Here is a 25,283-nt window from a genome sequence, read left to right as displayed (position 1 = left end):
TCTCTCTGCCAAAGCTGGTGGTTAGCTCACCAGACCTAGATAGATTGCCCAGGGCAGCAGCAGAAAGCCCGCTGCAATTCCACCCCCAACCACCGCACTCGCCCCATAGACCAAAGGCCGAATGCCTTTATTTAGCAGCCCGATCGATTGCAGCGCGCTCCACAGCCCGTGGCGCAGATGCGAGGCCAGCAGCACCAAAATGGCGCTGTAGCCCATCACGTAGGGCAGGTGCTGAAACTTTTCCACCACCAGTTGGGCCAGATCGCGCATGGTTTCGCCACCTAGTTCCGTGGTGTAGTAGGGGCCAAACTTAAACGTCAGCAGGTGGGCCACCAAAAACACCGACAGCACCGAGCCAGTGACAATCATGGTGCGTGAGCTGAGGGTCTGGTGGCTGGGGCCACCCGCCGACTGGTAGATGCTGTAGCCCTGGGGGCGGGCCTGCCGCTTGCGCCAGAAAATCTCGATGCCCACCAGAGCGTGGAGCATTACTACCGCCACTAGCACCAGCTCAAAGACGTAGAAGGCAATTCCTAGATTTTCGATCGCCCAAGCGTAGGTATTGTAGGCATCGCGGCTGACGAACAAAATTAGGTTACCGACCATGTGGGCCAGCACAAAGGTTGCCAAAGCCAGTCCGGTGGCCCCCGTGATCAGCTTTTTGCCGATCGACGATTGATAGAACCTGAGCAGGGGAGAGGCCGGGCTGGGAGGGGTTTCTGGTGTAGTTTGGGGGGCTTTGAGGGTGTTGGTCATGGTTCGTCCTGCACGCGCTCGATTTGCTCAATCACCCGGCGAATTTCAAAGGCATCGGCGGCGTCGGGGTGCTGGTAGAGGTAGCGCTCCAGGTCGAGCTGGGCCTGGTCGAGCTGCCCCTGCTGGTAGTGAATCAGGCCGCGATCGCGCCATTCCGCCACCGCCTCCGGGTTAATCAGCAAAATCCGGTTAATGGCATCTAGCGCCTTGGGCACATCTCTATTTTGCAGGTAAATCATCTTCAGGTTGGTCAGCATTCGCACCAAAAACGCCACCGGCGGCACGGGGGCCAGGTGCTGCGGCTCCAGCCGAGCCGCTTCGCCAAACATCTGCTTGAGGCGATCGTTGCAGTCTTGCTCAAACAAGATCTCGCCCCGGTTAAAGGGATCTACAAACACAGCCATTTCGTTGACTGTGGGACGCACCAAAAAATGCCCCGGCATGCTCACCCCGGCCATGGGAAAGCCAATCCGGTTGGCCAGCTCCAGATACACCAGCGACAGGGTAATGGGAATGCCCACTCGCCGCTCTAGCACCTCGTTGAGAAAGCTGTTGCGGGGGTCGTAGTAGTCGACGCTGTTGCCCCGAAAGTTCAGATCGTTGAACAGGTACTCGTTGATGGTGCGAATAATCTTCAGCGGGTAGCCATCGGCAGGTAGCCGCTGACGCAGGGTTTCGGCCATGCGATCGAGCATGGCTAGATAGTCGTCAACCACCAGGTGAGGCGAGTCTTCCTGGGCCAGGTAGAGGGCCGCGCGAGCCAAACTCACGCGCTCGGTAGGCTGCTGCAGCTCCTGGTACAGGCGCTGGCTGGGTAGTGCAGTATTGGTCATTTAGGCGTTGTAGTCCTTACCGCTGCCATAGAACAGGCGATCGCGCCAACGATGGCTATAGTATCGCGGCACCGGGGGCAGTGGCTCAAAAACCGGCGCCAGGGCGCGGGCCAATGGCTCTAGAGCGCTGTACCCGGCCAGACTGATATAGTGCCCCAGCCAGCTCGCCAGGGCCCCTATGCCCACCTGGGGAATAATTTTGGCCACCAAACCCGGATACTTAATCGATGTCACCGCCAGGGTTTTGGCCAGGGCCGGAAACTGCACCACATCCTGCAAGAAAGGTTTGAGGGTGGGTTCGCCCAGCTCGGCCATGGCGGCGAATATAGCCGTCAGCATGCGGTTGATGTGCTGCTCAGAGAGGGTTTGGTCTACCCCCACGCTCATGGATTTTTGAAACAGCCAGGTCACTGATAGGTTGGGCTGGTAGGGCTGAAGCTCGCCCAGGGCGGAGGCGGTCAGGCGATCGCACCCCAGCGCCTCGTCAATGCCGTCGATTAGCCGCTCCAGGTGGCGAATCATCGCCCCAAACCCGCCAAAGCTAAGGGGTGACTGACTGCCGCTGCTGTCGCCCACCGCCAGGGTGCGGCCCCAGCTGTACCGCAGCGGGCTTTGCCTGTAGCAAGGAAAAAAGCCAAACAGCGCCCGCTGCACCCGCAAGTCCTCCAGGCTCACCTGCTGATACTCGGGCAGCAGACGCCAGTACTCCTCAAAGAATTCGGTCAGGCTCAGCCGACGGGAATCGGCATCCATATAGGTGAACATGTAGGTGGTGCGCCCATCCCGCGCCGGAAAGGCTTCCCAAAAGTACTGGCACTGATGGCGAATGGGAGTGAACGACACAATCAAGTCGCCCGTATCGTTAGCGGGGAACCCCTGGGCGCAGGTGCCCACCACCAGACACACCGCATCGGGCTTTGCCGCCCCCCGTGCCTGACGCACCAGGGGCGAAAAGTGGCCCATGGCATCGATCAGCAGCCGGGTGGTGAAGGGCTGCTCTGCCTTCACCAGCACGCCGTTCGGGTGCACCCAGGCCGCCTCGAAGGCATTGTGCTCAAACAGCTGCCCCCCGGCGGCCAAAAACTTGGCCTTGAGCCGGGCGAGCAGCCCCCTGGGGTCGACGCCGACATTCAGCACATCGTTGACCCACAGCGGCTCGCCTTCGCCAAACTGAATGCGGGCGGGATTGTACTGGGAGGCGATCGCATCGGCCAGCTCCTGCTCGGTCAGCAGCCCCAGCTCGGTCAGCGCCGCCAGCTCGCGGCGAGAAATATTCCACTCCTGCTGTCGCCCCTGGAGCACGCCGCGCTCTAGCAGAGCCACTCGCCAGCCGCGCTGGGCCAGCCCCGCCCCAACCAGGATCCCCAGGGTGCCGCCGCAGATCACCACATCCCAATCGACCGACTCCAGCGGAGCTGTGGCCTGGTGAATGACGTGAGCCTCGGGCAGGTTGCCCGTGCGGTAGCGCAGCCACAGCTCGTCGGCTCGCTCCAGCCCCGCCCAGGGGTTGCCCGGCAGACCAGAGATCATTTGTTCAGTGAGGGTCATGGCAAAAGACCAGGAGACTACTCTCAGGGTAGATCAATGGCTTCATGCGGGTCTGCAATGCTGGGCAAAATACCGAAACAACCGTTTGCCCTGCCCAAAGCTAGGCTGCAATAAGCGCCAAAAACCTGAAAAAGCAGCTCCAGTGCTGGAGCTGCCTTAGATGGGTCAGCGACGACCGATTTGATCTAGTTGACGAACATTGCCCCGGGGCGAGACACCTTACTGGCCGAAGAAGCTCTTAACCGAGTCCACGATGCCTTCACCCGTATCCTCAGCGGCATCGGCGGCATCGTCTATAGCCCCCTGGGTGCGGCCAAGATCTCGTTGGGCACGGCCCTTGACCTGATTCCCAATGCCATCGGCACCGCCAGTCGCCTTGTCGATTTGACGCTGCGCTTTGCCAAATTCTTCCTGGGCACGGCCTTCGAGCTGGTTAGCGGTGCCAGACCCGGTCTTGCGGTCAAATTCGCGCTCAGCTCGCTGCTGCACAATGTCTCCGGCTTCGTTACCTAGGGCTGCCGCTGGAGCGCTAAAGCCAAATAGCAGGCTAGAGCCAATCACCAATGTAGCTAGGCCGACGCAAAAAATACGCTGAAGCTGGGCTGCGATCGCATTGAAAGTCATGAAAAATCTCCTGAGGAAAGGCGCACTTGCAGGTAAGTAGTGAAGTGCTGGTCTTGGCTCAGTTATACGCTGGCTTGCCGCAGTCCAAAATCGCCCAGCAGACATACATAGCGCCAATAGTTAGATACATATTCTGGGCGGGTTCTCTCTCCCCCTGGGGCAACCGATTGACGAATGAATATTCGTATCGGTTAGGGGGCTGCCCCTAGCGCGTCGCTGGCTGCCTTGGCCTAAAATCGTTGCAATCTAGAGACTGTCGCCCCTATGCCCAACACCATCACCCAGCACAACGGCCTGTTTGCCGATGGGGCATTTACCCGCCCGGAGGCGGGGGCCGAACTGACCTGCTCTATTCTTGTGGTGGGCGGCTCAACGGCGGCCTACACCACGGCGCTAACGGCGCTAAGGCTCAATCTGGACGTGTGCCTGGTGCAGCCCCACAGGATTGTGGGTGGCCAGTTCACGTCCCAGGCGCTGCCCGCCTCCGACGATGGCGACCTGCTCCAGGCCAAGGCCGGTCTCTACACCGTCGATGGCGAAGAGTACGCCATTTCTAGGTCGCAGCGGGCCTTTCGCGATCGCCAGCGCGAGCTACAGCCCGTAGGCGGCAAAAAGGTGGCAAACCCCGGCGGCAGCTGGGTCAGCCCTTTAGCCACAACCCCAGTGGTGGCAGCGACAGCCATGAACGAGGCGCTGCTGCCCTACTTAAGGGATGGCCGTCTCACCCTAATTCCCTTTGCGGAGCCCAGCCAGGTGGCCCTAGAAGGAGGAGAGGGGCGGGCCAGGGTGCAGGGCGTCATTTTTCGCGACACCCAAAAAGGCCACGCCTTTACGGTCAAAGCCAAAATCACCGTCGAAGCCACCGACTTGGGAGATCTCCTGGAGGTTGGCCACATTCCCTCCCGCGTGGGCCAGGAGGCCCGCCAGGAAACGGGCGAGGCTATTCTACCCGAGGAGGCGCGGCCCCAGTGTCAACAGTCGATCACCTTCGATGTGGTGGTAGAACACACCGCCCGCGGCAAAGGGGTGCCCATTGGTAAACCGGCCGGGTTTGAAACGGAGAGCTGGATTGGCCTGAAGGAATTTACCGCCAACTTTTGGACCAAGGCCAAGCCCGATCGATGGCAAAAATGGGATTTTTTCAGCGACTTCGGCATTTTTCGCTATCGGCGGCTATTTCGCGCCCAGTCCCACGATAAAAAAGTTAACCCTGGCGATGTGGCGGTGCTCAACTGGGGCACCTCTAGCGAACCCGATCGCGCCTTTTGCTGCGGCAACGACTACCGGCCCGGTCGCCTGGTCGGCGTCAGCCGCGAAGAGCGGAACCTGCACATTCAGCGGGCGCGGCAGCGAGCCCAGGCCTACGTCCACTACCTGCAAACCCACGGGGCCGCCGACCTAAAACCGCGCGGCGACCTCACCTGGACCAGCGACGGCATTGCCCTCGACCCCTACATTCGCGAAGCCCGCCGAGGCATCGCCCTCACCACCATTCGCCATGAGGATGTGGCCGAGACTTTCTTCCCCGACCAGGCCCGCGCCCGCTGTTTCGACGACTCGGTGGGCATCGGCCAATACCACTACATGGATCTACACGGCAACGACGTCCAGGGCCACGTCAGCCCCAGGGGCAAGGATGTGATTGCGCTGCCCTTTAGCCTGCCGCTGGGGGCTCTGGTGCCCCAGGACACCGACGGCCTGGTGCTGTCGTCTAAGAGCATTGGCACCACTCACATTACCAACGCCGCCTACCGCATGCACCCGATGGAGTGGGCGATCGGCGAAGCCAGCGGCTTTTTGGCCGTATTTGCGGTGTGGACCGGCCTAAATCCTCGGCAGCTGGCCACCGAGGAATCCCACATTCGCAAAATCCAGGGCTTTATGGCCCGCAACGGCATTCCCATTTTTTGGTTCAACGACATCGGCCACGACGATCCCGACTTTGAACCCATTCAAGTGCTGGCGGCAGCGGGCATCGTGCGCAGCGACGACCCCAGGAGTCTGAGCTTTAAGCCCTACGCCCCGGTTAGCCGAGCGGTGGTCGCCACCGCCCTGGTCAATGTACTCAAGCTGCCCACCACCCTGCCCGATCGCGCTAGCGCTGGCCCCACCTTCAAAGATGTTCTCCCCGGCCAGCACTGGGCCTACATACCCATCGAAACCCTCTATGCCCACGGCATGATTGCCGGGGTCAGCCAACACAGCTTTGCCCCCGACACCCCCATCACCCGCGAACAGCTGTCGTTTTTGGTCAAGCGGGCCATGCCCGAGGTCTACGACAAAGCCTTTGCCCGCACCCCCATCGATCGCCAAAATCTCCAGCGCCGCGAGCTGTCGCGGGTGCTCTACGAGGTGCTCAAGGGCAGGCTAGGGATTTAAGCTCGTACCAAAACAGCCGGGGATTGCAAAATCCCCGGCTGTTAATCTCGGTATGCCTGGCTAAATCAGCGTTAGCAGGTAAATCAGGGTAAACAGCACAATCCACACCACGTCCACGAAGTGCCAGTAGATCTCAGCCATCTCGGGGCCGGTGTGGGCAATATCGCTGTAATGGTTGGCGCGGCGCGATCGCCACAACACCCCCAAAATTAGCACCAGCCCAATAAACACGTGCGCCCCGTGGAAGCCCGTCGTCAGATAAAAGCAGTTGCTAAACAGGTTGGTCTTGAGGCCATAGCCCAGGTTCATGTACTCATACACCTGGCCCGCCAAAAACACCGCGCCCATGGCGGCGGTAATGCCAAACCACTTGCGCATACCGGCCAGGTCGTTGGCTTTAATCGCCTTAGTGCCCAGGTTGATCACCCAGCTGCTCGACACCAGAATTAGGGTGTTGACCGCAGGCAGCAGCAGCTCTACCTCGGTTTCTTCGGGTGGCCACTGGGCATTGCTGCCGCGAAACACCAAAAACACCGCAAAAAAGCCCGCAAACATCAAAAACTCTGAGCACAAAAAGGTGATCAGGCCCAGTACCCGCAGGTCCTGGTGTTCCTCGTGGGCTGCCACCTCATGGCCTGTAACCACAGGGGTAGAGTCAACTGCGCCTTGCATAGTCATACCGGGATAAAGGGCAAGTGGATGGGTAAAGGTCAGTAAGGTAAGGGATCGAAAAAATTCGAGCCGCAGGGTGCAGTGCTAGCATTTACGCACCCTGCTCAAAATCGCGTTAAGCGCTACGGTCGCGTTGTCGCAACGGGTTCTCCCGCAGGCCCAACCTGATCCGCCTTATCCATACCGTACTCGTAGGGGCCGTGGGTGAGCACCGGCAGCACTTCCCAGTTTTCAATCATCGGCGGAGAGTCGGTCGTCCATTCCATGGTCATGGCATTCCAGGGGTTGGGGCCAGCCTCTTTACCCGCCATCCAGCTCCAGATCACGTTGATGTAGAAGGGAATCACCGACACCGCCAGCACGTAAGACCCGATTGTGACCAGCTGATTCAGGTCGGCAAACTGGGGGTCGTACATGGCCACCCGACGCGGCATGCCCTGCATACCCAGGGAGTGCATGGGGGTAAAGGTGAGAATAGTGCCGATGAACGTCAGCACAAAGTGCACCTTGCCCAGGGGCTCATTCAGCATGCGCCCGGTCATTTTGGGAAACCAGTGGTATATGCCCGAGTAAATGCCAAACACCGAGCCGCCAAACAGCACGTAGTGGAAGTGGCCGACGACATAATAAGTGTCGTGCACGTGAATGTCGAACGGCGCCGCTCCCAGAGTAACGCCGCTGAGGCCGCCAAACACAAACATCGACAGCAGCCCCACCGCAAACAGCATGGCGGTGGTGTAGCGAATTTTGCCGCCCCAAAGGGTAGCCACCCAGCTAAAGATTTTCACCCCCGTAGGCACCGCCACAATCAGGGTTGAGATGGTGAAGAAAATCCGCATCCAGGGAGCGGTGCCGCTGGTAAACATGTGGTGCACCCACACAAACAGCCCCACCAGGCAAATGGTTAAAGATGAGTAGGCGATCGCCTTGTAGCCAAAAATCGGCTTGCGGGCGTGCACTGGAATCACCTCCGACATGATGCCGAAAATGGGCAAAATCATCAGGTACACTGCCGGGTGCGAGTAAAACCAGAACAGGTGCTGGTACACCACCACGTTTCCGCCTGCGTCGGGCTTAAAGAACGAGGTGCCAAAGTTGATGTCAAAGATGAGCAAAATCAGCGCGGCGGCCAGCACCGGGGTGGCGAACAGCGCCAAAATCGACGTCGCCACCATGGCCCAGCAAAACAGCGGCATCTGGTCCCACTTCATGCTGGGCACCCGCATCTTCCAGATTGTGACCAAAAAGTTCACCGATCCCAAAATAGACGAGGTGCCCACCATCACCAGAGCCGCACACCACAGGGTCTGGGGCAGGTTGGCGGTAATCTCGCTCAGGGGCGGGTAGGAGGTCCACCCCGCCTGGGCACCGCCGCCAAAGAAAAAGCTGGCCGCCAGCAAAGCCCCTGCTGGTGGGTTGAGCCAAAACGCTATGGCGTTAAGCTTGGGAAACGCCATGTCCCGCGCCCCGATCATCAGGGGAATTAGGTAGTTGCCAAATCCGCCGATCGCTGCCGGCACAATCCACAGAAAGATCATGATCGTGCCGTGGTTGGTCAAAAAGGCGTTGTACAGGTCGGGGCTGAGAAAGTCAGAGTCGGGGGTAGCCAGCTCGGTGCGCATCAGCACCGCCATAAAGCCGCCCACCAGGTAGAACAAAAACGAGGTCACCAGGTACTGAATGCCGATGACCTTGTGGTCAACGTTGAAGGTGAAGTAGTCGTACCACTTCCACTTGTCGGGATGGCCGTGGCCACCCTGAAGCTCCGTGGGTTTGATGGAAACTTCTGCTTGAGCCATAAATTGGGTCTTGCTAAAGGGCTATAAAAATTGCGGCGAACCCGGGTAAATTCAGATGCCTTAGCGATCCATTGAGACCCCAGAAAGCCCGTGGTCCATTTGGGCATGGTTCATCTGGGCAATTTGCACGGGAGATGTGGCCAAGTCTGGGGCGATCGCAGCTAGATACTCAGCACTGGTGGGGGAAGCTAAGGTCTGAGCCACCGCAGTTGTGGAACTGGCTTCGGCCACCCGGCTCGCCACCCAGTCGGCGTACTCTTCGGGGGAATGCACAATTACCTGGGTGCGCATACCGCCGTGGTAAGCGCCGCACAGTTCGGCACAGACGACCGGGTAAGTACCTTCGCGGGTAGCTACAAAGCGCAGTTCAGCAGGCTCCCCAGGCAGGGCGTCTTGCTTGAGGCGAAACTGCGGCACCCAAAAGGAATGGATGACATCCTTTGCTTCAATCAGCAGCTGCACATCTTTGCCGACCGGCACATGCAGCTCGCCGTCGATAATGCCCGTATCGGGGTAGTTAAAAATCCAGGCGTACTGCATGCCGGTGACATTCACCGTGACATCGGGCTGGTTCAGCTGCATCAGCGGGCTGGCCCCAAAACCATACACCTGGGTCCTAGAGTAGACGTCGGCGCTCTCGCCCTCACCCACCTGGGCCAGCAGTGGGGCCACATCAATCACCGACTGCTGTGGAGCCATGGCTACCATAGTGCCGTGGCCGTGGTGCCCGCCCGGCGAAAAGCCGCCCATTTCCTGAAACACCACTACGCTGTACAGTCCCAGGCCCACCACGATGATGCTGGGAATAGCGGTCCAGAAAGCCTCAAGGGGCAGGTTTCCCTCAATGGGCAGGCCATCGGTTTCATCCCCTTTGCGCTGACGAAAGCGCACCATCGAATAGATGATGGCCCCCTGCACCACAATAAACAGGGCGGTGCCAATGGTCACCATCACGTCAAACAGGTCATCCACCAGGGGGGCCTGCTCCGACGCCTGTATCGGCAGCAGATTGTGATTTTGCCCTACCCACAGACTTATCAGGGTGACGGCGATACCGAGAACCAGCGTCCAAAAGGGGGCGGGAATTTGTTTCATGGCTACTCTCCTAGGGAGATGTTGCGAAAGGTGCAGAACCTGATCCATTGAGGATGTGCACCTGGAACTTGCGAATTAACTGTCAGGGCCAAAAAATCATTAGCCATGTCTCTTCGCATGCTAAAGGGCAGATCTGGCCTGGCTTAAGAAACTTTTGATTTGCTTCAACTCTGTCAGTCATCTACCGCCTTTACACAAAGTTTTGTAACGAAATGGGTCATCAGCCAATCTGGGCTTCAACCAAAAGGCAGCTGTCTTCGTGGCGTTTGGCTTCGTGGCGTTTGGGTGCACCTGCCGAGCCAAAGGGCGGCGATCGCCTGGTCGCTGTAATGGCGATTACTTTTGTTGGAGCCTGAGCTAAATACAGTAACCGTAAATTCAGTCATGGGTCAGTCATGGGTCAGTCAGGGGATTTTGCGATTCAGCTGCCCCTCACCTCGGGGGCTGAGCGCAATCGAGTTACTTTTTCTTGCAAACTGCGGTAGGCATTGGGGCATGGGCATTCTAAACAAAATACCTGGGCGGCAAAACATCTGCGCCGCTCAGGAGTATTTGTACCCAGAGAGAACCTGCACCATGGAATTTCCGATGGCCTCAAGCCAGCCCGACGTTCGCAAAGAAGCCCTCGTGGCGCTGACGGCCCAGTTTGTCAGGCAGGGGCATCCACCGACTTATGCCCAGCACATGGCCACGGCCTCTATTTTTCAGGCGGACCTAGAGCTACGCAATGCTCAATTCAGCCGCCTCATTGCCTGGCTCAAGGAGGCCCACACCGATCTTTACCCCGAGGCGCTCGAAATTGCAGAGTCGGTGCGGCAGGAGTTTGAAAAGCGCGTTACCGGCCAGTTCTAACTATGCCTCCCCTTTCCTATCAGGTAGCTACCTGGCTCAGCACTGGTGAAGACTATTTGGCCCAGGGCAACTACGCCCAAGCCTTAACCGCCTTTGAGCATGCCCTGAGCCTAGCCCAGCGCAACCGCAACCCCCAGGGCGAGATTTTAGCCCTCCAGCGGCTGGGATACACCCATCTGGAGCAGGGGCAACCCGCGCTGTCGGTGTCTTCGATTCAGCAGGCGATCGCCATTGCCCTAGAGCAGCACAACCTCAACGATCTCTATGACTGTCACCGTCAGCTGGCCCAAACTTACAAATCAGTGCACAGCTTCGAGCTGGCTCTCCAGCATCTAGAAGCTGCCGAAGGCTGCCGCGACAGCCTACCCGTGGCCAAATTGCCTGAGCCAGAGTCCTACATCCCAGACGGTCTTAAGGCAGTTGATCTCTCCCCAGGCCATGGGGAGTGGTTTGACCAGAACAGCCCCGCCTCACTGCGGTTGTTCCGATCGATTGTCGATCAAGCCAACGTAGGCGTAGCCGTTTTTCAGGCAGATCAGCTGGTCTACGGCAACCCCCGTCTGATGGAGTGGATTGGTTATAGCTGCAAAGACCTAAAAAAATTAAGCCTTGCAGAGCTCATCGCTCCCCTCCCTGGCCAGGGGCCGCTCGCCCTTGATCCCGTGCCTTCCAGCCCCCGGGCGGTGAGACTCTTGGGCAAGGCTGGTCAAACTATTGACGTAGAAATCTACGCCGCTGCCTTAGATTTTAGCGACGGTCAAAGCTTGGCCCTTGGCCATCGCCCAGCCTTAGTCACCTTCTTGCATGACATCACCGCCGCTCGACAGATTGCCGCCCAGCTGAAAACGTCAGAATCTCGCTACCACAGCCTGATTCAACATGTTCCGATTGGGCTGTGCCGCTTTAACACCGAGGGCAGACCCCTCAATGCCAACCCGGCTCTTCTCAATCTTTTTGGTTTCGACAGCGTTGCTGGCTTTTTGCAGGCCAGCCCCATTCAGCCCAGTAGCCTGGTGGTCAGCCGAGATCGTCTGCTGCCGTGGCGAGATTACCTAGACCAGACTGGTGCCCTCAAGGATTGCGAAATCAAGCTGTCGCGCTCCGGTGGCCGGGAGCTTTGGATCCGCGTGGTTGCCAGGGCGATCGCAGATGCCGCTGGCACCATTCAATACTATGAAGCGGCTGTCGAAGACATTACCGAAATCAAGGCCGCTCAAACCGCCCTTGAGGAATTGGCCATGCGCGACTCCCTCACCCATGTCTACAACCGCCGCCGCTTCATCGAGTTAGCCAGCCAGGAACTAACCCGGGCGATCCGCTTCAATCGCCCGGTTACTCTGCTCATGCTCGATATTGACCACTTTAAGACTGTCAACGACACCTGCGGCCATCTAGCCGGAGATACCGTGCTGCGCGATATTGCCCTGCGGCTGAAGACCAACCTGCGGCAGAGCGACATCTTGGCCCGCTACGGCGGGGAAGAGTTTATTTTGCTGATGCCTGAAACCGACCAGGCCCAGGCCTGGATTGGAGCTGAACGGCTGCGCCGGGTGATTGCTGACGCTCCCTTCGACAGCGGCAGCGGCCTGCTCTCAGTCACTGCCAGCGTAGGACTATCGTGCTGGTCTGCCAGTTTAGACTCCGGCCCTGTACCCTCAATCTCCCCCATCCCCCACATCAATGATCTAATCGGCAAGGCCGATCAAGCCCTCTACCGGGCCAAACATTCCGGTCGCAACCAAACCCAGGCTGAAGCGTGGCTGCATACGGTCGGCAGCCCCACGGTCTAAAAGGGGTAAAGGCCAGCAGGCAAAGGCCTGAACTTGACCTTAAACCTCAACCTTTACCCCTAAACTATTGCCTCAGTGTCAAAAGACCCTAGCTGGCGATGTAGCCATGCATGGTGGACTTGCGGCGGCGCAGGTGCTTGAGGGCCTGCTGCTCTAGCTGACGCACCCGCTCCCGGCTGATGTTCATGCGATTGCCCACTTTAGCCAGCGACAGCTCATTGCCGTCCTCTAGACCGTAGCGGAGGGTAATCACCTCTTTTTGCTGGGGAGTGAGCTCAGACAGCAGATTGCGAATATCCTGCTTGAGCGACTCCTGGGCGGTAAAGGTTTCAGGCGAAATGCCGTCATCCTCAAGCAGTTCTTGCAGCTCGGTGTCCTGGTTGTCGCCAATGCGCACATCCAGGGAAATCGGCTGCCGTGCCAGCACCAAAAACTCCCGGATCTGCTTGGGTTCTAACTCTAGAGCTTCGCCGATTTCATTGGCGTTGGGGCTGCGGCCTAGCTGCTGAGACAGCTCTCGCTGTACCCGCTTAATTTTGTTCAGCTTCTCGGTGATGTGAATGGGCAGACGAATGGTCCGAGCCTGCTGAGCGATGGCGCGAGTAATAGCCTGGCGAATCCACCAGTAGGCGTAGGTTGAAAACTTATACCCCTTGGTGGGATCAAACTTCTCCACGCCGCGCTCAAGGCCTAAGGTGCCCTCTTGAATCAGATCGAGAAACTCCAGGTTGCGCTTTTGGTACTTCTTGGCGATCGCAACCACCAGCCGCAGATTGGCCTCGATCATCTTGCGCTTAGCCCGTTCGCCCTGGCGCACAGTGTGATTGAGCTTCTCTTCGCTCAGCTCGGCGGCCTCTGCCCACTGCGCCGGAGTTGGTTCGTGCCCCAGGGACTCAGTTAAAGCCTCTTTACGCTCTAGCAGCGCCATGTAGGCCTGCACCTGCTTGCCAAAAATAATTTCTTCTTCGTGGGTCAGCAGGGGCACCCGACCAATCTCATGGAGGTAGGTTCTTACAGCATCGGCACTGTAGAGGGGCTTGCTCTTTAATGTGCGGGTTTTTGTTTTAGCCATGAATTAACCTTTCCTCCACTGACGATGCGACAAACGCTGAAACCCAAAAACCTGAAATCCGAGAAATCAAAGTATCAATGACCTAAAATGACCTAATAAATCTCCTGTCCAATGGCTCGCGATCGCCCGAGTCGGCAGAGCTGAACCAGTTCTTCGCATTCTGCGGGGTTTAAGGCTGCGCCTGCTGCGCCTGTCACCTGTGCCCAACCCACCCCTAAACCTAGCGTCCTACAATTTCCTGAGCTGACCCTTAAAGATCAGGATTAAATTAATCACTCGCAATGCGGGATCACCAAAAGCCAGTAGTTCGTTTAGTTAGATGGGCGATGGTACCTGAAATGACAGCGCTGAACCACCACCGCAAAGACCCCTTGGGGTGAACTCCAAACTAGAACTTGAAGGCATTACGAGTTCACTCCTCCAGAATATAACAACTTTCTGGTTGCGTAAAGTGCTACAAGTGTAGTTGCCTGTTTGACGACTAGGGACACGACTTTGTTTCCATACCTCAGAGTAACTAACTCCTACATCCTGGTCTGCATCAGATGCTTCAGTTCTAGGGGGAGTAGACCCAGCAGTGATGTCAGCTGCGACATCTATATAGTGAGGGATTTAAACCCTCGCTCCAATGGGGCTTACCCCCTGGGAAAACCGAACCTGCTGGGCCTGACGGGCGATCGCACCACTCGCCTAGGGCAGCAGGACTAAAATGCCTATGTGCCAGATTACCCAGGTCATATAACAGGGGTGTGTCGGCGATATGGCAGCCCTATGGCAAGTTTGGCTGCATACTACAAGCCCCTTGTGGCAAACCTTGGCGGCCTCATCTGGGGCCGGGCTTGGGCTGCTGTGATTTGCTGGCGGCGGGCGGGCGATCGCTCCCAAAGCAGCAAACCTTGCCAAGCTATAGCCAGCACTGCCCACCGGAGCGGTAGTCCCCAGTAGCCGTGATCTGTGATCTAAGCAACAGACTAGTAGACTGCCAAGCCAAAGATATAGGTAAGGGGGGTATACGGTTCACGGTATACGGTTTAAGGTAAGCCGTGAACCGTATACCCCATGCCATTGCTCCCTGTCACAACTAGCTTGGTCAAGTACTAGTAGACTGCGGTACAAGTTTTGCGACTATTGCCAATCGCGAGGGAGCAGGGGAGCTAGGGAGCCAGGCGAGCAGGAATAGTCGGCATATTTTAGCCTTCGGGTGCCAGCGGCTGTTATCAATTAGGTGCCGATGGCCCGAGCATCAGCAATTACAGCCCCTAGCCTGTTTTTTGGGGTCGGGCGTGGCAGTGCTGGTGGAATCAGGATTTTAGCCAGAACTTATTATGACGCGCCCTGGGGCTTCGCCATAGGGCAGTCCTAGGAGAAAATTCTCCTGATGTATCTTTAAACGAGCCGCGTTTAGCCTTCGGTGCGGCGCGAACTGCTCGCTCGCTTAGCCAACACCAGCACCCCGTACACAACTAGTAGGTAGGCAATCGCTAATAGAGGAATAATCCATAAAGAGGAAGCGTAGGTCATGATCTGGGGAGGTAAGTGAGAAATAAAGCTAGTGCCTTGCGCCGCGCAGGCGGGGCTCAGGAGCAGCCTAAAGGATGCAAAAAATGGAGACCTTCTCTGGAGAAGGAAGCCTGCCTGCTGAAAAGCGAGGGTGAGATTTCACACCCTAAAACAGATACAAATCACCGGGCGCACAGCAAACAAATGGAAAAACCATTTGGCGCCGCGATCTACTCAACTAGCAAACAAGCAAAAACCTGACTAAGTAGCCTGCTAGTTTTGCCTGTTATCTTGAGAAATTCTTAATTTAAGTGTATCACGGGATTCCCCAGCCGTGAGGCCAATTTCAGCCTAAGGGAAGCATAAATTTTGGCTATTTCCAGGGATCGATGCTCGCCCACCCTGTTCAGCGTTGCGATCGCGGTATCAACCGCCACAATACAACTAACGAAAGAATTCTGGCTCTGGGGCAGAACTACCCTGGGGCATGGGTTTAGGGCCGAAAACCAGAGAAGCGCGATCGCTTTTATCGATACTCCCCCTGGGGTTGTCTTAGAATGACGATAGAATATGTAAAAATTCGTAACTTTACCGCTCTTGCCGGGGTCCATGACTTCAGTAACTTCTCTTTTCGCACCGGTTGAGTCCGACCTTGACCTGATGACCCAAAATCTCAAGGGATTAGTCGGGGCCCGGCATCCCATTCTGTCGGCGGCGGCCGAACATCTATTTGGTGCCGGGGGCAAGCGGTTGCGCCCGGCTATTGTGCTGCTGCTCTCCAGGGCCACCCTGCTGGGACAGGACATTACGGCTAAGCATCGCCGCCTGGCGGAGATCACCGAAATGATTCACACGGCCAGCCTGGTCCACGACGACGTGGTCGATGAAGCCAGTCTGCGGCGGGGAGTGCCCACCGTACACAGCAGTTTCGGCAACCGCATTGCTGTGCTGGCCGGCGACTTTCTGTTCGCTCAGGCCTCGTGGTATCTGGCCAATCTCGACAACCTGCGGGTTGTCAAGCTGCTTTCCCAGGTGATCATGGACCTGGCGGAGGGCGAAATTCAGCAGGGACTAAACCGCTTCGACACCAGCCTTTCCATTGAGGCATACCTGGACAAAAGCTACTTCAAAACGGCCTCCCTAATGGCCAACAGCTCTAAAGCGGCGGGGGTGCTTAGCGAATCTTCGGAAGCCGTGGTTGAGCAACTCTACAACTATGGTCGCCACCTGGGGCTAGCCTTTCAAATCGTCGATGATATTCTCGACTTTACCAGCTCCGATGAGGTGCTGGGCAAGCCTGCCTGTTCCGACCTCAAGAGCGGTAACCTGACGGCCCCGGTACTCTATGCCATGGGCGAGCACCCCTTCCTCACGACGCTAATCGAGCGGGAGTTCTCTGAGGCCGACGACTTCAGCCAGGCGATTGAGCTAATACATTGCAGCAGCGGCATTGCGCGATCGCGCGATTTAGCCGCCCACCACGCCCGTCAGGCGGCTAGCTGTCTAGAGCACCTGCCGACCTCCTCCGCCCGCCAGGCGCTTCAGGATCTGACCAGCTATGTACTTCGGCGCATTGCCTAGGGCACACCCATGGGCCAAGAAATTGAGCGAAAATTTTTGGTGGTGGGCGACGGCTGGCGCAGCCTCGCCCAGGGAGAGGTGATATGCCAGGGCTACATTCCAACCCAGGATGCCCGCACGGTTAGAGTGCGGCGCGCAGGCGATCGGGCTTACCTCACCTTGAAAGGCCCTGCCGTCGGCCTGGTACGGCCTGAGTTTGAGTACCCTATTCCTGTGGACGATGCCCAGGCCATTCTAGAGACCCTTTGCACCCCTCCCCTGATTGAAAAAACCCGCTACCGTCTACCCATAGAAAACATGGTTTGGGAAATAGACGAATTTTGGGGCGACAACGCGGGACTGATCGTGGCTGAGGTCGAGCTAACTCGCCCAGACCAAGCGGTAGATCTACCAGAGTGGATTGGCCTGGAGGTCACCTACGACCCTCGCTATCAGAACTCCAGCCTGGCCCGCCATCCCTTCGCCACCTGGAAATTATAGGTATTGTCGGCCTCGCCACTGGGTAGGTCGCCGCAGAGAAGAAAGGCCAATCCGCACCACCGCCGCCAGATCGGCAAGGGGTGACAGCCAAAATGCCCAGGCCCCTGATTCTTTCAGGTCGTAGGCCGAAGCCACCGCCGCCTGCATGCCCACTCGCACGGCCAATAGGCCAAGGTTGACGCCCCAGAGCAGCTGCAAAAATAGTGACCAGCTTTCGGGCCGACCCTGCTGGTGGAGCCAGAGACCTGGTACCAGCACCCAGGGCAATCCCTGGAGCAGCACCAAAAATGCCAGGTCCCACCACAGCTGAGGCGCAGGGGCGGCATCTTTGAGGTCGAGGGAGCGGCCCCATTCGCGCCAGGTTTCGGCCATACCTTCATACATCCGCACCTTTAACAGGCGGCTGCCATCCCAAAACCCGACCTGGGCGCCCTGGGCAGCGGCAAAACGAGCCAGGGTAACGTCATCACAAAAGGAGGCAGAGGCCACTCGATAGCCATCGAGCTGCTCTAGAAGCGATCGCCGCACCATAAAGCACTGACCATTGGCCATCACCCGTTGGGAAGAATTGCTGGAGCAGCCCGCCGGGCCAAAGCGGTAAATCAGCGTCATCAGCAGGGCTGGTTGCAGCCAAAATTCACCGGGGTCTTTAAGCCTAAATCGGGGTGCCAGGGATACTAGATCGTAGCCCTCTGTCTCCATTGCTTTGGCGAGGGCAGCCACCAGGCCGGGCTGAGGCTGCGTATCGGCGTCAATGCCAAGTATCCATGTGCTGGCTGAGGCAGCATGGCGAAAGCCGTAATCTAAGGCCCAGGGACGACCAACCCAGCCCTGGGGAAGGGGACTGTCTTCCAGTAAACGGAGCCTGGGATCGCGAGTTTGATAGTTTTTAACGATGGCCTGGGTGCCGTCGGTCGAGCGGCTGTCAACTACCAGCACCTCTCGCATCTCATAGCCCTGACGGGTCAACCCGTCTAGGCAGGGTCCCAGGCGACTGGCTTCGTTGAGGGTGGGCACTACTACCGATACAGTCCCTAGCTGATCGAGGGTAGGGCGTTCTGGGGCCAGGGGCGGGCGGCGAAACGGGCCTTTGATCAGCCGCGACAGCAGTACGGCCAGCATTGGCACCTGCACTGCTAAGAGCATCACGGCCAAAACGCTCAACCAGGGAAACGGGGCAGCCACGGGAGCGGGCAAGAAAACACCTCAATAAGGGGAAACCCAATCTAGTAGACCGGCAGGCGGGGGCTGGATCTACTTCAAAATTACTTTGGCGGCAGCCACCGAAGCTTCGATCGCTGAGGCAGCCGGAGTATCAGCAAAAGCCTCCTGGGCGGTGGCGCGCCAGCACAGCACCGCAGGCAAAGCCCCAGTCAGAATACCGAGCACGATGGGCACATAAAAACCAGCCGCCAGGCTCATAACCAGGGCAAAGCCAAAATTTGCCAGGTAGACCGTCAAAGGAAGCGTCAGCTGAGTCTGGTCTAGCTCGGGAGAAAACCGAAAGGCTTTCCAAAGGCCGAGGGCCAAGCCCATGAACACAACCCCCGTCCCTAGCCAGCCCGCAAAGTTTTGGTAGGGCATGCCAAAGAAAGCGCCGGGCTGGTGCCAGTACCAAAAGGGCAGCGCTGTTTGGCTCATCGCTGGATCCAGCACAAAGTCCCAGGAGGTGAGAAGCACAGAGCCCAGCAGGATCGCCGCCAGCGATCGCGCCCATCCGTAGCGCCCAGAACCGCCCCCCGCCGCCAATCCACCACGGGCCAGCAAAAAGGACGACAACCCCAGGTAAAACCAGGAGAGCGGGATAGTAAACGGCACCAGGCCAGCCACCTTATAGCCCAGCCCGTTGAGATAGCTGTAGTGGCCGAAGGGGAAGCCCGTGCTGGTGCCCAGCAGCTCACTGGTGATGGAAATACCGACCGCTGCGATCGCAAAGGTAACCAGGCTGCCCAACCCCATAGTCCGATAGGCATACAGTGCTACCGCCACTGTGCCCAACAAAATATAGCCAACCCCACCGCCAGCCATGCTCCACTGAAATAGCGTTTGCCCGGCGGGCAGGTACTCTAGGATGCCAGGGTGGGGCACCACCCACAGCAAACCGGCCAGGCCAAAGACCATAGCGATGATGTGACCGTAAAGGCAAAACCGCTCAATGGCTAAAAGATTTCTCATGGTAAGTCCTAGATACTGCTTGGCGGGTGAACGCAGCTCAGCCCTAAATCGCCCGCTGCCAATGCGCTGTCTGACAACTATAGTTGCAATCGTCGCCTAAATCATAAGTTTTGTAAACGGTCAGTTTTGAAGCAGTCTTTCGCTAAAACTGCGCAAACAGAGTTGGGGAGTTTTCCGCTACGGGGCCAGCCCAAAACAGGCCCTTGCCACCCCACAGAGCCGATGTGAAAATTGGGAAAATCGGCTAGGATGACGGCATACAGGTCAGATCTTTGAGATCCTATGGCACCGATGACGACCCCCGGCCCAACCCTGACGGTAAGGCCACTGCAGTATCGCGATTTAGATGACCTCAAGCAGTGGCAGCCGGAGGATCTTGAGGCCGGTGGCGATCGCGATGCGGCCGAGGCCATGGTGTCATGGCTCGACTACCAGCGTCGGTGGTACGGCCCGCTTAAGGTTTTGAGCTGGCTGCCCCGCCCCATGCAGCGGCAAACCCAAACTACCTTTGTGGCTGAGCGCCAAAAGTGTCTAGTGGGGTTAATTCAGGTCTCCCCATTCAACCAAACCCGCAGTACATGGCGGGTCGAGCAGGTGGTCATCAACCGTCGCGCTCTGGCAGCCACCGCCGCCCCAAGCACCTGTGGCTATATGGATGTGGGCTCGCGGCTGCTGCGCCACTGCTTCGAGGTGGTATGGGAAGCTCGAACCTGGATGATAGAAGTGGATGTCAGCTACAAAACAGCCCTGGCTCTCTACCGTTTTAATGGCTTTCAGCCCCTTGCCCAGGTCACCTACTGGACTCTGCCGCCAGAACAGCTGACCGCCTTAGCCCAGCGCGAACCCGACCTGCCTAACCTGCTGCCCATCAGCAATGCCGATGCTCAGCTGCTCTACCAGCTAGATACAGCCTCCATGCCACCCTTAGTGCGGCAGGTATTTGACCACCAGATTCAAGATTTTAAGACGGGTCTTTTGGGCAGCGCCACCGCCACTACCGATCGCCTAGTCAACCAGGTGGAAACCGTCGGTGCCTACGTCTTTGAGCAGCAGCGCAAGGCTGCCATTGGACAATTTAAGCTAGCAATTTCCCGCGACGGCAAACAGCCCCATGAGGCTGGGCTAACGGTACACCCAGCCTATACCTGGCTCTACCCAGAGCTGATGACGCAGATGGCCAAAATTTTGCAGCCCTTTCCGGACCAGGCTCTCAGGCTTACCTCCCTCGACTATCAGCCCGAGCGAGAGGAATGCTTTACCCAGATTCAGGCCGTTCCTGAGTCCCACGGGCTGCTGATGTCGCGCTCGGTGTGGCACAAGGTACGCGAGGCTCGTCATCTCTCCCTAGAGGGATTGCAGCTTTCTGATGTCTTTACAGGCCTACAGCCAGCGGGCAAGCCTATTCCCGGCCGAATGACCCGGACCGCCGAGCATTGGCAGACCCTTCTGCGAGCGCAAAAGCAGAGGAGTAGCCTCGAAGCTCTAGAGTCAGAAGGCGATCGCTAGCCTCTAATCTCCACGGCCATGGCCCTATGACATCTATTTCAGCCCTGGGATTAGATATCGGTCGCAAGCGGGTTGGCGTAGCGGGCTGCGACGGCACAGGGCTGATCGCCACTGGCCTGACGACGCTGCACCGTCGGTCCTTTGCCGAGTTAGTAGCCGATATCCAGCATATTGCCCTAGCTCGGCAGGCCCAGATTCTGATTGTTGGCCTGCCCCTCACCATGGACGGAGAAGAAGGCTCCCAGGCTCGCCAGGTACGCAAAGTGGCCGAGGGACTGAGCCAATCCCTCAGCTTACCCGTGGTCTATGTGGATGAACGACTCAGTTCGGTGGAAGCCGAGCAGCTTATGCGGACCGCAGGTCACTCTGTCAGCCGGGAGAAGGCCCTAATTGACCGCAAAGCAGCCGCCATTATTCTGCAGCGCTGGCTAGACGAAGGGCGCCCATCGTAAACAGACGGAACAGGATGGGATATTCTGATAAAACCGTTCAGTGTTCATGCTGGGCTGCGGCCCTCTTTTATCCGCACCCGGTTATTCAGAGAAGAGTAGCCCCATGGCGGATAATACCCAACCCATCGATGATTCAGCTGTAGTTCTTACCGACGAGACCGGGCGATTTTTGCCCTGTCAGGTGGAGCAGAGCTTTCAGCTCAATGGTCGCGAATACCTGCTGCTCCTTCCCATTGATGCCCCCATTGAAATTTTTGTTTGGCAGCAAGATGACGACGATGAAGACATCCTCATGGATGTTGAAGACGAAGATATTGATCAGATTTTTTTGACGGCCAAGGCTGTTCTAGCTGAGCAGAACCTGACGCTACAGCGCACCGCCATCACCCTGACGGCTTCTGGAGAACTGCCTGAAGCCGAGGAAGACAATTGCCTGACTCTAGAACTGGATGACCTTGACGAAGCCGGTAATCCCGTCACTGAAGAGTTTCAAATTTTAGCTACCTGCTTCTACGAAGATGAAGAATATACGCTGTGTACTCCCCTAGATCCGCTGCTAATTTTTGCCAACCGCAACAGCAGTGGGGCGTTAGAGGTCGTTACTCCCGAGGAGTTTCAGACTATTCGCGGCGGCCTAGAGGAAAAACTGTTTGATTTATTAGAGTAAAAGCGTCCCTGACGGCGGTTATTAAGATTGCAACTATGACTAAGGGTTCACGGTGGGTTCGGTGGAGTTTCCTGGGGTTGCTGGTACCCCTTGCCGCAGGGGCCGCTGCCTGGCAGGGCTGGGCCTGGTGGAGTTGGGCCAACCAGGCCGTGAGCGAAAGCACTGCCGAAACGACTCCCCAAATAGTGCAGATTCAAATTCCACCGGGCACCCCAGGCCAGCAGATTGGTCAGGATCTGGAGGTGGCTGGGCTAATCCATTCAGCGACCGCCTGGAAGCTGTGGTCCCGCTGGCAGGCCTGGCGAGACCCTGACGGTGAATTTCAGGCGGGCACCTATGCCCTCAGCCCCACCGACTCCATGACGACCATTGCCAACACAATTCGCAGTGGCCAGGTAGTGCAGACCTCTTTCACCATTCCCGAAGGCTGGAACCGCAAGCAGATGGCGGCTTATTTTCAGGAGGCTGGGTTCTTTTCCGCCGATGCCTTTCTGACGGCTACGGAAAACATCCCTCGGGATCGGTACCCCTGGTTGCCGGATAAAATCCCCCATCTGGAGGGGTTTTTGTTTCCAGATACTTACCAGCTCCCGGCCGAAGGCGTGACTCCCGAAGCGGTAGTAGATGCGATGCTGAGCCGCTTTGAGGCCGTGGCTCTGCCGTTGTACCAGCAGGCGACCACAGACCTTTCGCTGCTGGAGTGGACCACCCTGGCCAGTATTGTCGAAAAAGAATCTGCGGTCCCCGACGAGCGGGGAATTATTGCCGGGGTTTTTACTAATCGGCTGAAGCAAAATATTCCCCTGGGGTCTGATCCCACTGTGGAGTACGGGCTGGGCATCACCCAAACTAAGGAGAAGCCCCTCACCTGGACCCAGGTAAAGACGCCTTCGCCGTACAACACCTATATCAATCCTGGTCTGCCGCCCACTCCCATCGCCAGTGCTGGTAAGGCCAGTCTGGAGGCTGCCCTCGCCCCGACGAATACGGACTATTTGTATTTTGTGGCTCGCTACGATGGCACTCATGTCTTTAGCCGCACTTTGGCAGAGCACGAAGCTGCCAGAGATGCCATCAGGGCCACTATCGATAATTGACTCCGACTGCGATCGCAGGTGCCCTACTCCACGACCCAGCGGTCACAGACCACCAATCTAGACTATGCTGACGTTTGGGGCTTACGGTTTTTTTATGTCCTTTTCTCGTCTGCTGCAACCCGATCTAGTTCTAGATGGCAATGTGCTCAGCCTTTCCCCCGAGCTGCTGACTCACCATGGCATCAAGGGACTCATCTTAGACGTAGACGACACCCTGGTGCCCCTGCGGCAGGCCGAAACTAACCCCGACGTGGCTCGGTGGATGAACCAGATCAAGGCTGAGGCCTCGGTGTGGCTGGTGAGCAATAACATGAATGCCCAGCGCATTAGCCGCATTGCTGACCTCTTGCAGGTGCCCTACCTGACCAGCGCTGGCAAACCCTCAAGGCGAAAGCTCAAGCTGGCCCTAGCGGCCATGAACCTGCCTGTAAACCAGGTAGCCATGGTGGGCGATCGCCTGTTCACTGATGTTTTAGCTGGCAATCGGGTGGGCCTATTTACGATCTTGGTGAACCCCATGCCGGGCCTAAACGAGATTGCCCGCACTTCCCCAGTGCGGACGCTAGAGGTCATTATTTCCCACTACCTAGGGGTTACCCTGTAGCCGCTCAGCAGCGCTAACCCCGCCCGCTGGCTGTGGAGGAATTTACAAATAGCAATACTCAGGGAAGAAACTTTGCGCGGGGAAATATAAAGAAAACATTAGAGTTGCTTCGATACTCAGGGCCTGCTGCGATAGTAGTGGAAGATAAACGGAGCCAATCTTATAAAGGCTCTTAATTTTAATAAGCCATTTTTGGGTGTCCGCCTTCGGGTTGGCACCCAAAGTTTTTATGGGGCGCGATCGCATCTTTGCCATCCATCTTCGCCATCTATTTCCTCAGGCGCGGCGACACGGCTGGAGACTACTCCACCTTTGGAGGACAGCCCATGGCGACAAAGCCCCTGGTCTGCGCGATAGGAGCCAGGACGATTGCTATACTGCCAAAGCTAACTCTCTACCCATGGCTGCTCGTTGCCCGTGAGTTCTCCGCAAACCCTGGTCGTAAAAATTGGTACATCAAGCTTGACGGGTGGAGGTGCCGGTCAGTTCGCCCTCTCCACCTTAGCTGCCCTGGTCGAAACCCTCTGCACCCTGCGTCAGCAGGGGCACCAGGTGGTGCTGGTGTCGTCGGGAGCGGTGGGCATTGGGTGTCGGCGGCTACACCTGACCGAGCGGCCTAAAACCCTTGCTATGAAGCAGGCGGTAGCGGCAGTGGGGCAGGGGCGTTTGATGCGTATTTATGACGATCTCTTTTCAGCTCTGAACCAACCCATTGCCCAGGTGCTGCTCACCCGCAGCGATCTGGCCCAGCGATCGCGCTACGTCAACAGCTATCGCACCTTTCGCCAGCTATTGCAGCTGGGCGTGATCCCCATCGTCAACGAAAACGATACTGTTGCCGTCGAAGAACTCAAATTTGGGGACAATGACACTCTTTCGGCCTTGGTAGCCAGCCTAATCGGCGCCCAGTGGCTGTTTTTGCTGACCGATGTCGATCGCCTCTACTCCGCCGACCCGCGTTCTAACCCTGGAGCCGAGCCAATTATTTCAATCACCCGTCTAGCAGACATTCAGGCGCTCAAGGCCGGGGCTGGAGGCCAGGGATCGCGCTGGGGAACCGGGGGCATGCTAACCAAGTTAGAGGCCGCTCAAATTGCGACTACCGCTGGAGTACGAACGGTCATCACCGATGGTCGCCAGCCCCACAACGTTGTAAAAGCCCTAGCTGGGGAAGCGGTAGGCACTCAGTTTGCCCCTCTACCCCAGCCGAGCCGAGCCCGCAAGCGCTGGATTGCGGCTGGTCTTGCGCCTGCGGGACGCATCTACGTCGACCAGGGGGCAGCCAGGGCTATTCTCAAGGGCGGTAAGTCTCTGCTGGCCGCAGGCATCACTTGTGTTGAGGGCAATTTTGAAGCGCAGGATGCCGTAGTTATCTGCAACGCCAGCGGTGAAGATATTGCCAGAGGTATTGTCAACTACAGCGCCCCCGAGCTACAGCGCATTCTAGGGCACAGTTCAGAGGATATTGCCGATATTTTGGGTTACATCGGAGCAGATACGGTGATACACCGCGACAATTTAGTCATTGCAGCCGACACAGATGGCACCGGCTGACGACAACAACCTCAGGTGTCCTAGAACGCGTCATTAATGTCCATTAATTCTGGCTAAAATCCTGATTCCACCAGCGTTGCCACGCCCGACCCAGAAAAAGGCTAGGGGCTGTAACTGATGATACTTGGGCCATCAGCAACTAGTTGATGACAGCCCCCAGTACTCGGAGGCTGAAATATGCCGACTATTCCGGCTCGCTTGGCTCCCTAACCTTGAGTTCGGGATAAGAAAAGACCTTGGCAAAGCA

Annotated in this window: 22 protein-coding genes; 12 read left to right on the top strand and 10 right to left on the bottom strand. The window is 57.5% G+C overall.

The genetic code is table 11. The features are described 5' to 3' along the window. Nucleotides 1-21: 21 nt before the first annotated feature. The 4 genes from LEPTO7104_RS0113565 to LEPTO7104_RS36970 all read right to left on the bottom strand — a co-directional run bounded on the left by LEPTO7104_RS0113565 (nt 22) and on the right by LEPTO7104_RS36970 (nt 3,761). Nucleotides 22-756 carry a succinate dehydrogenase cytochrome b subunit gene (locus LEPTO7104_RS0113565; RefSeq protein WP_017299126.1) on the bottom strand — a complete coding sequence of 245 codons (735 nt, stop codon included), beginning with the start codon at nt 754-756 and terminating at the stop codon, nt 22-24. Beyond that, on the bottom strand, nt 753-1,589 hold the full coding sequence (locus LEPTO7104_RS0113560) for a SirB1 family protein (RefSeq protein WP_017299125.1): 837 nt from the start codon (nt 1,587-1,589) through the stop codon (nt 753-755). The genes LEPTO7104_RS0113565 and LEPTO7104_RS0113560 overlap by 4 nt, the downstream gene beginning before the upstream one ends. Beyond that, a complete protein-coding gene (locus LEPTO7104_RS0113555; RefSeq protein WP_017299124.1) occupies nt 1,590-3,137 on the bottom strand; it encodes an FAD-dependent oxidoreductase in 1,548 nt (515 codons plus the stop codon). Nucleotides 3,138-3,356: 219 nt separating this feature from the next. Beyond that, entirely contained in the window at nt 3,357-3,761 is a 405-nt protein-coding gene (locus LEPTO7104_RS36970) for a hypothetical protein (RefSeq protein WP_017299123.1), read from the bottom strand. A gap of 264 nt (nt 3,762-4,025) precedes the next feature. Between LEPTO7104_RS36970 and LEPTO7104_RS0113545 the strand changes: the two genes are divergently transcribed. Beyond that, nucleotides 4,026-6,140 (top strand): FAD-dependent oxidoreductase, encoded by a 2,115-nt coding sequence (locus tag LEPTO7104_RS0113545; RefSeq protein ID WP_017299122.1) that lies wholly within the window; start codon nt 4,026-4,028, stop codon nt 6,138-6,140. A gap of 60 nt (nt 6,141-6,200) precedes the next feature. Here the strand turns inward: LEPTO7104_RS0113545 and LEPTO7104_RS0113540 are convergent, their stop codons facing one another. The 3 genes from LEPTO7104_RS0113540 to LEPTO7104_RS0113530 all read right to left on the bottom strand — a co-directional run bounded on the left by LEPTO7104_RS0113540 (nt 6,201) and on the right by LEPTO7104_RS0113530 (nt 9,706). Continuing rightward, nucleotides 6,201-6,812, bottom strand: coding sequence for a cytochrome c oxidase subunit 3 (locus LEPTO7104_RS0113540; RefSeq protein WP_017299121.1), 612 nt, complete (start codon nt 6,810-6,812; stop codon nt 6,201-6,203). Between the two features lie 122 nt (nt 6,813-6,934). Continuing rightward, the gene (gene ctaD, locus LEPTO7104_RS0113535; protein WP_017299120.1) at nt 6,935-8,611 is read right to left on the bottom strand and encodes a cytochrome c oxidase subunit I; all 1,677 of its coding nucleotides are present in this window, start codon (nt 8,609-8,611) and stop codon (nt 6,935-6,937) included. A gap of 60 nt (nt 8,612-8,671) precedes the next feature. Next, a complete protein-coding gene (locus LEPTO7104_RS0113530; protein ID WP_017299119.1) occupies nt 8,672-9,706 on the bottom strand; it encodes a cytochrome c oxidase subunit II in 1,035 nt (344 codons plus the stop codon). A gap of 576 nt (nt 9,707-10,282) precedes the next feature. On the opposite strand from LEPTO7104_RS0113530, the gene LEPTO7104_RS0113525 reads away from it, so the two are divergent. Together LEPTO7104_RS0113525 and LEPTO7104_RS0113520 are read left to right on the top strand one after the other, a co-directional pair. Next, nucleotides 10,283-10,558 (top strand): hypothetical protein, encoded by a 276-nt coding sequence (locus LEPTO7104_RS0113525; RefSeq protein WP_017299118.1) that lies wholly within the window; start codon nt 10,283-10,285, stop codon nt 10,556-10,558. A 2-nt stretch (nt 10,559-10,560) separates the two neighbouring features. Then, nucleotides 10,561-12,348, top strand: coding sequence for a diguanylate cyclase (locus LEPTO7104_RS0113520; protein WP_017299117.1), 1,788 nt, complete (start codon nt 10,561-10,563; stop codon nt 12,346-12,348). Nucleotides 12,349-12,436: 88 nt separating this feature from the next. On the opposite strand, the gene LEPTO7104_RS0113515 is transcribed toward LEPTO7104_RS0113520, so the two are convergent. Next, nucleotides 12,437-13,420, bottom strand: coding sequence for an RNA polymerase sigma factor, RpoD/SigA family (locus LEPTO7104_RS0113515; RefSeq protein WP_017299116.1), 984 nt, complete (start codon nt 13,418-13,420; stop codon nt 12,437-12,439). A gap of 1,536 nt (nt 13,421-14,956) precedes the next feature. Between LEPTO7104_RS0113515 and LEPTO7104_RS40085 the strand changes: the two genes are divergently transcribed. The 3 genes from LEPTO7104_RS40085 (at nt 14,957) to LEPTO7104_RS0113500 (ending at nt 16,981) form a co-directional block, all read left to right on the top strand. Continuing rightward, on the top strand, nt 14,957-15,181 hold the full coding sequence (locus LEPTO7104_RS40085; RefSeq protein ID WP_155523631.1) for a hypothetical protein: 225 nt from the start codon (nt 14,957-14,959) through the stop codon (nt 15,179-15,181). 348 nt (nt 15,182-15,529) lie between these two features. Further along, on the top strand, nt 15,530-16,501 hold the full coding sequence (gene sds / locus LEPTO7104_RS0113505; protein ID WP_026072678.1) for a solanesyl diphosphate synthase: 972 nt from the start codon (nt 15,530-15,532) through the stop codon (nt 16,499-16,501). Nucleotides 16,502-16,510: 9 nt separating this feature from the next. Continuing rightward, nucleotides 16,511-16,981, top strand: coding sequence for a CYTH domain-containing protein (locus LEPTO7104_RS0113500; protein WP_017299114.1), 471 nt, complete (start codon nt 16,511-16,513; stop codon nt 16,979-16,981). Here LEPTO7104_RS0113500 and cruG read toward each other — a convergent pair. Together cruG and cruF are read right to left on the bottom strand one after the other, a co-directional pair. Then, entirely contained in the window at nt 16,976-18,127 is a 1,152-nt protein-coding gene (gene cruG / locus LEPTO7104_RS0113495) for a 2'-O-glycosyltransferase CruG (RefSeq protein WP_017299113.1), read from the bottom strand. The two genes, LEPTO7104_RS0113500 and cruG, sit on opposite strands and share 6 nt — an antisense overlap. A gap of 108 nt (nt 18,128-18,235) precedes the next feature. Continuing rightward, nucleotides 18,236-19,156, bottom strand: a complete 921-nt coding sequence (gene cruF / locus LEPTO7104_RS0113490; protein ID WP_026072676.1) for a gamma-carotene 1'-hydroxylase CruF — start codon at nt 19,154-19,156, stop codon at nt 18,236-18,238. A gap of 282 nt (nt 19,157-19,438) precedes the next feature. Here cruF and LEPTO7104_RS0113485 point away from each other — a divergent pair, with 282 nt between their 5' ends. The 6 genes from LEPTO7104_RS0113485 to proB all read left to right on the top strand — a co-directional run bounded on the left by LEPTO7104_RS0113485 (nt 19,439) and on the right by proB (nt 25,036). Continuing rightward, nucleotides 19,439-20,662, top strand: coding sequence for a GNAT family protein (locus LEPTO7104_RS0113485; RefSeq protein ID WP_196358113.1), 1,224 nt, complete (start codon nt 19,439-19,441; stop codon nt 20,660-20,662). 26 nt (nt 20,663-20,688) lie between these two features. Further along, complete coding sequence (ruvX, locus tag LEPTO7104_RS0113480) at nt 20,689-21,114, top strand: Holliday junction resolvase RuvX (protein ID WP_017299110.1); 426 nt, start codon at nt 20,689-20,691, stop codon at nt 21,112-21,114. Nucleotides 21,115-21,217: 103 nt separating this feature from the next. Beyond that, nucleotides 21,218-21,781, top strand: a complete 564-nt coding sequence (locus tag LEPTO7104_RS0113475) for a DUF3727 domain-containing protein (RefSeq protein WP_017299109.1) — start codon at nt 21,218-21,220, stop codon at nt 21,779-21,781. Nucleotides 21,782-21,816: 35 nt separating this feature from the next. After that, nucleotides 21,817-22,878: an endolytic transglycosylase MltG gene (gene mltG, locus LEPTO7104_RS0113470; RefSeq protein ID WP_026072675.1), complete on the top strand. Its 1,062-nt coding sequence runs from the start codon at nt 21,817-21,819 to the stop codon at nt 22,876-22,878. A 94-nt stretch (nt 22,879-22,972) separates the two neighbouring features. Further along, complete coding sequence (locus LEPTO7104_RS0113465; RefSeq protein ID WP_026072674.1) at nt 22,973-23,482, top strand: YqeG family HAD IIIA-type phosphatase; 510 nt, start codon at nt 22,973-22,975, stop codon at nt 23,480-23,482. Nucleotides 23,483-23,899: 417 nt separating this feature from the next. Then, the gene (gene proB / locus LEPTO7104_RS0113455; protein WP_040695440.1) at nt 23,900-25,036 is read left to right on the top strand and encodes a glutamate 5-kinase; all 1,137 of its coding nucleotides are present in this window, start codon (nt 23,900-23,902) and stop codon (nt 25,034-25,036) included. Nucleotides 25,037-25,283: the final 247 nt, after the last annotated feature.

Source organism: Nodosilinea nodulosa PCC 7104, from assembly GCF_000309385.1.
Taxonomy (GTDB): Bacteria; Cyanobacteriota; Cyanobacteriia; order Phormidesmidales; family Phormidesmidaceae; genus Nodosilinea; species Nodosilinea nodulosa.
This window is presented reverse-complemented; position numbering and strand designations above follow the sequence as displayed.

Coding starts and splice junctions, on each gene's coding strand:
- LEPTO7104_RS0113565 (WP_017299126.1), bottom strand. CDS start 756: ATGACCAACACCCTCAAAGCCCCCCAAACTACACCAGAAACCCCTCCC.
- LEPTO7104_RS0113560 (WP_017299125.1), bottom strand. CDS start 1,589: ATGACCAATACTGCACTACCCAGCCAGCGCCTGTACCAGGAGCTGCAG.
- LEPTO7104_RS0113555 (WP_017299124.1), bottom strand. CDS start 3,137: ATGACCCTCACTGAACAAATGATCTCTGGTCTGCCGGGCAACCCCTGG.
- LEPTO7104_RS36970 (WP_017299123.1), bottom strand. CDS start 3,761: ATGACTTTCAATGCGATCGCAGCCCAGCTTCAGCGTATTTTTTGCGTC.
- LEPTO7104_RS0113545 (WP_017299122.1), top strand. CDS start 4,026: ATGCCCAACACCATCACCCAGCACAACGGCCTGTTTGCCGATGGGGCA.
- LEPTO7104_RS0113540 (WP_017299121.1), bottom strand. CDS start 6,812: ATGCAAGGCGCAGTTGACTCTACCCCTGTGGTTACAGGCCATGAGGTG.
- ctaD (WP_017299120.1), bottom strand. CDS start 8,611: ATGGCTCAAGCAGAAGTTTCCATCAAACCCACGGAGCTTCAGGGTGGC.
- LEPTO7104_RS0113530 (WP_017299119.1), bottom strand. CDS start 9,706: ATGAAACAAATTCCCGCCCCCTTTTGGACGCTGGTTCTCGGTATCGCC.
- LEPTO7104_RS0113525 (WP_017299118.1), top strand. CDS start 10,283: ATGGAATTTCCGATGGCCTCAAGCCAGCCCGACGTTCGCAAAGAAGCC.
- LEPTO7104_RS0113520 (WP_017299117.1), top strand. CDS start 10,561: ATGCCTCCCCTTTCCTATCAGGTAGCTACCTGGCTCAGCACTGGTGAA.
- LEPTO7104_RS0113515 (WP_017299116.1), bottom strand. CDS start 13,420: ATGGCTAAAACAAAAACCCGCACATTAAAGAGCAAGCCCCTCTACAGT.
- sds (WP_026072678.1), top strand. CDS start 15,530: ATGACTTCAGTAACTTCTCTTTTCGCACCGGTTGAGTCCGACCTTGAC.
- LEPTO7104_RS0113500 (WP_017299114.1), top strand. CDS start 16,511: ATGGGCCAAGAAATTGAGCGAAAATTTTTGGTGGTGGGCGACGGCTGG.
- cruG (WP_017299113.1), bottom strand. CDS start 18,127: ATGCTCTTAGCAGTGCAGGTGCCAATGCTGGCCGTACTGCTGTCGCGG.
- cruF (WP_026072676.1), bottom strand. CDS start 19,156: ATGAGAAATCTTTTAGCCATTGAGCGGTTTTGCCTTTACGGTCACATC.
- LEPTO7104_RS0113485 (WP_196358113.1), top strand. CDS start 19,439: ATGGCACCGATGACGACCCCCGGCCCAACCCTGACGGTAAGGCCACTG.
- ruvX (WP_017299110.1), top strand. CDS start 20,689: ATGACATCTATTTCAGCCCTGGGATTAGATATCGGTCGCAAGCGGGTT.
- LEPTO7104_RS0113475 (WP_017299109.1), top strand. CDS start 21,218: ATGGCGGATAATACCCAACCCATCGATGATTCAGCTGTAGTTCTTACC.
- mltG (WP_026072675.1), top strand. CDS start 21,817: ATGACTAAGGGTTCACGGTGGGTTCGGTGGAGTTTCCTGGGGTTGCTG.
- LEPTO7104_RS0113465 (WP_026072674.1), top strand. CDS start 22,973: ATGTCCTTTTCTCGTCTGCTGCAACCCGATCTAGTTCTAGATGGCAAT.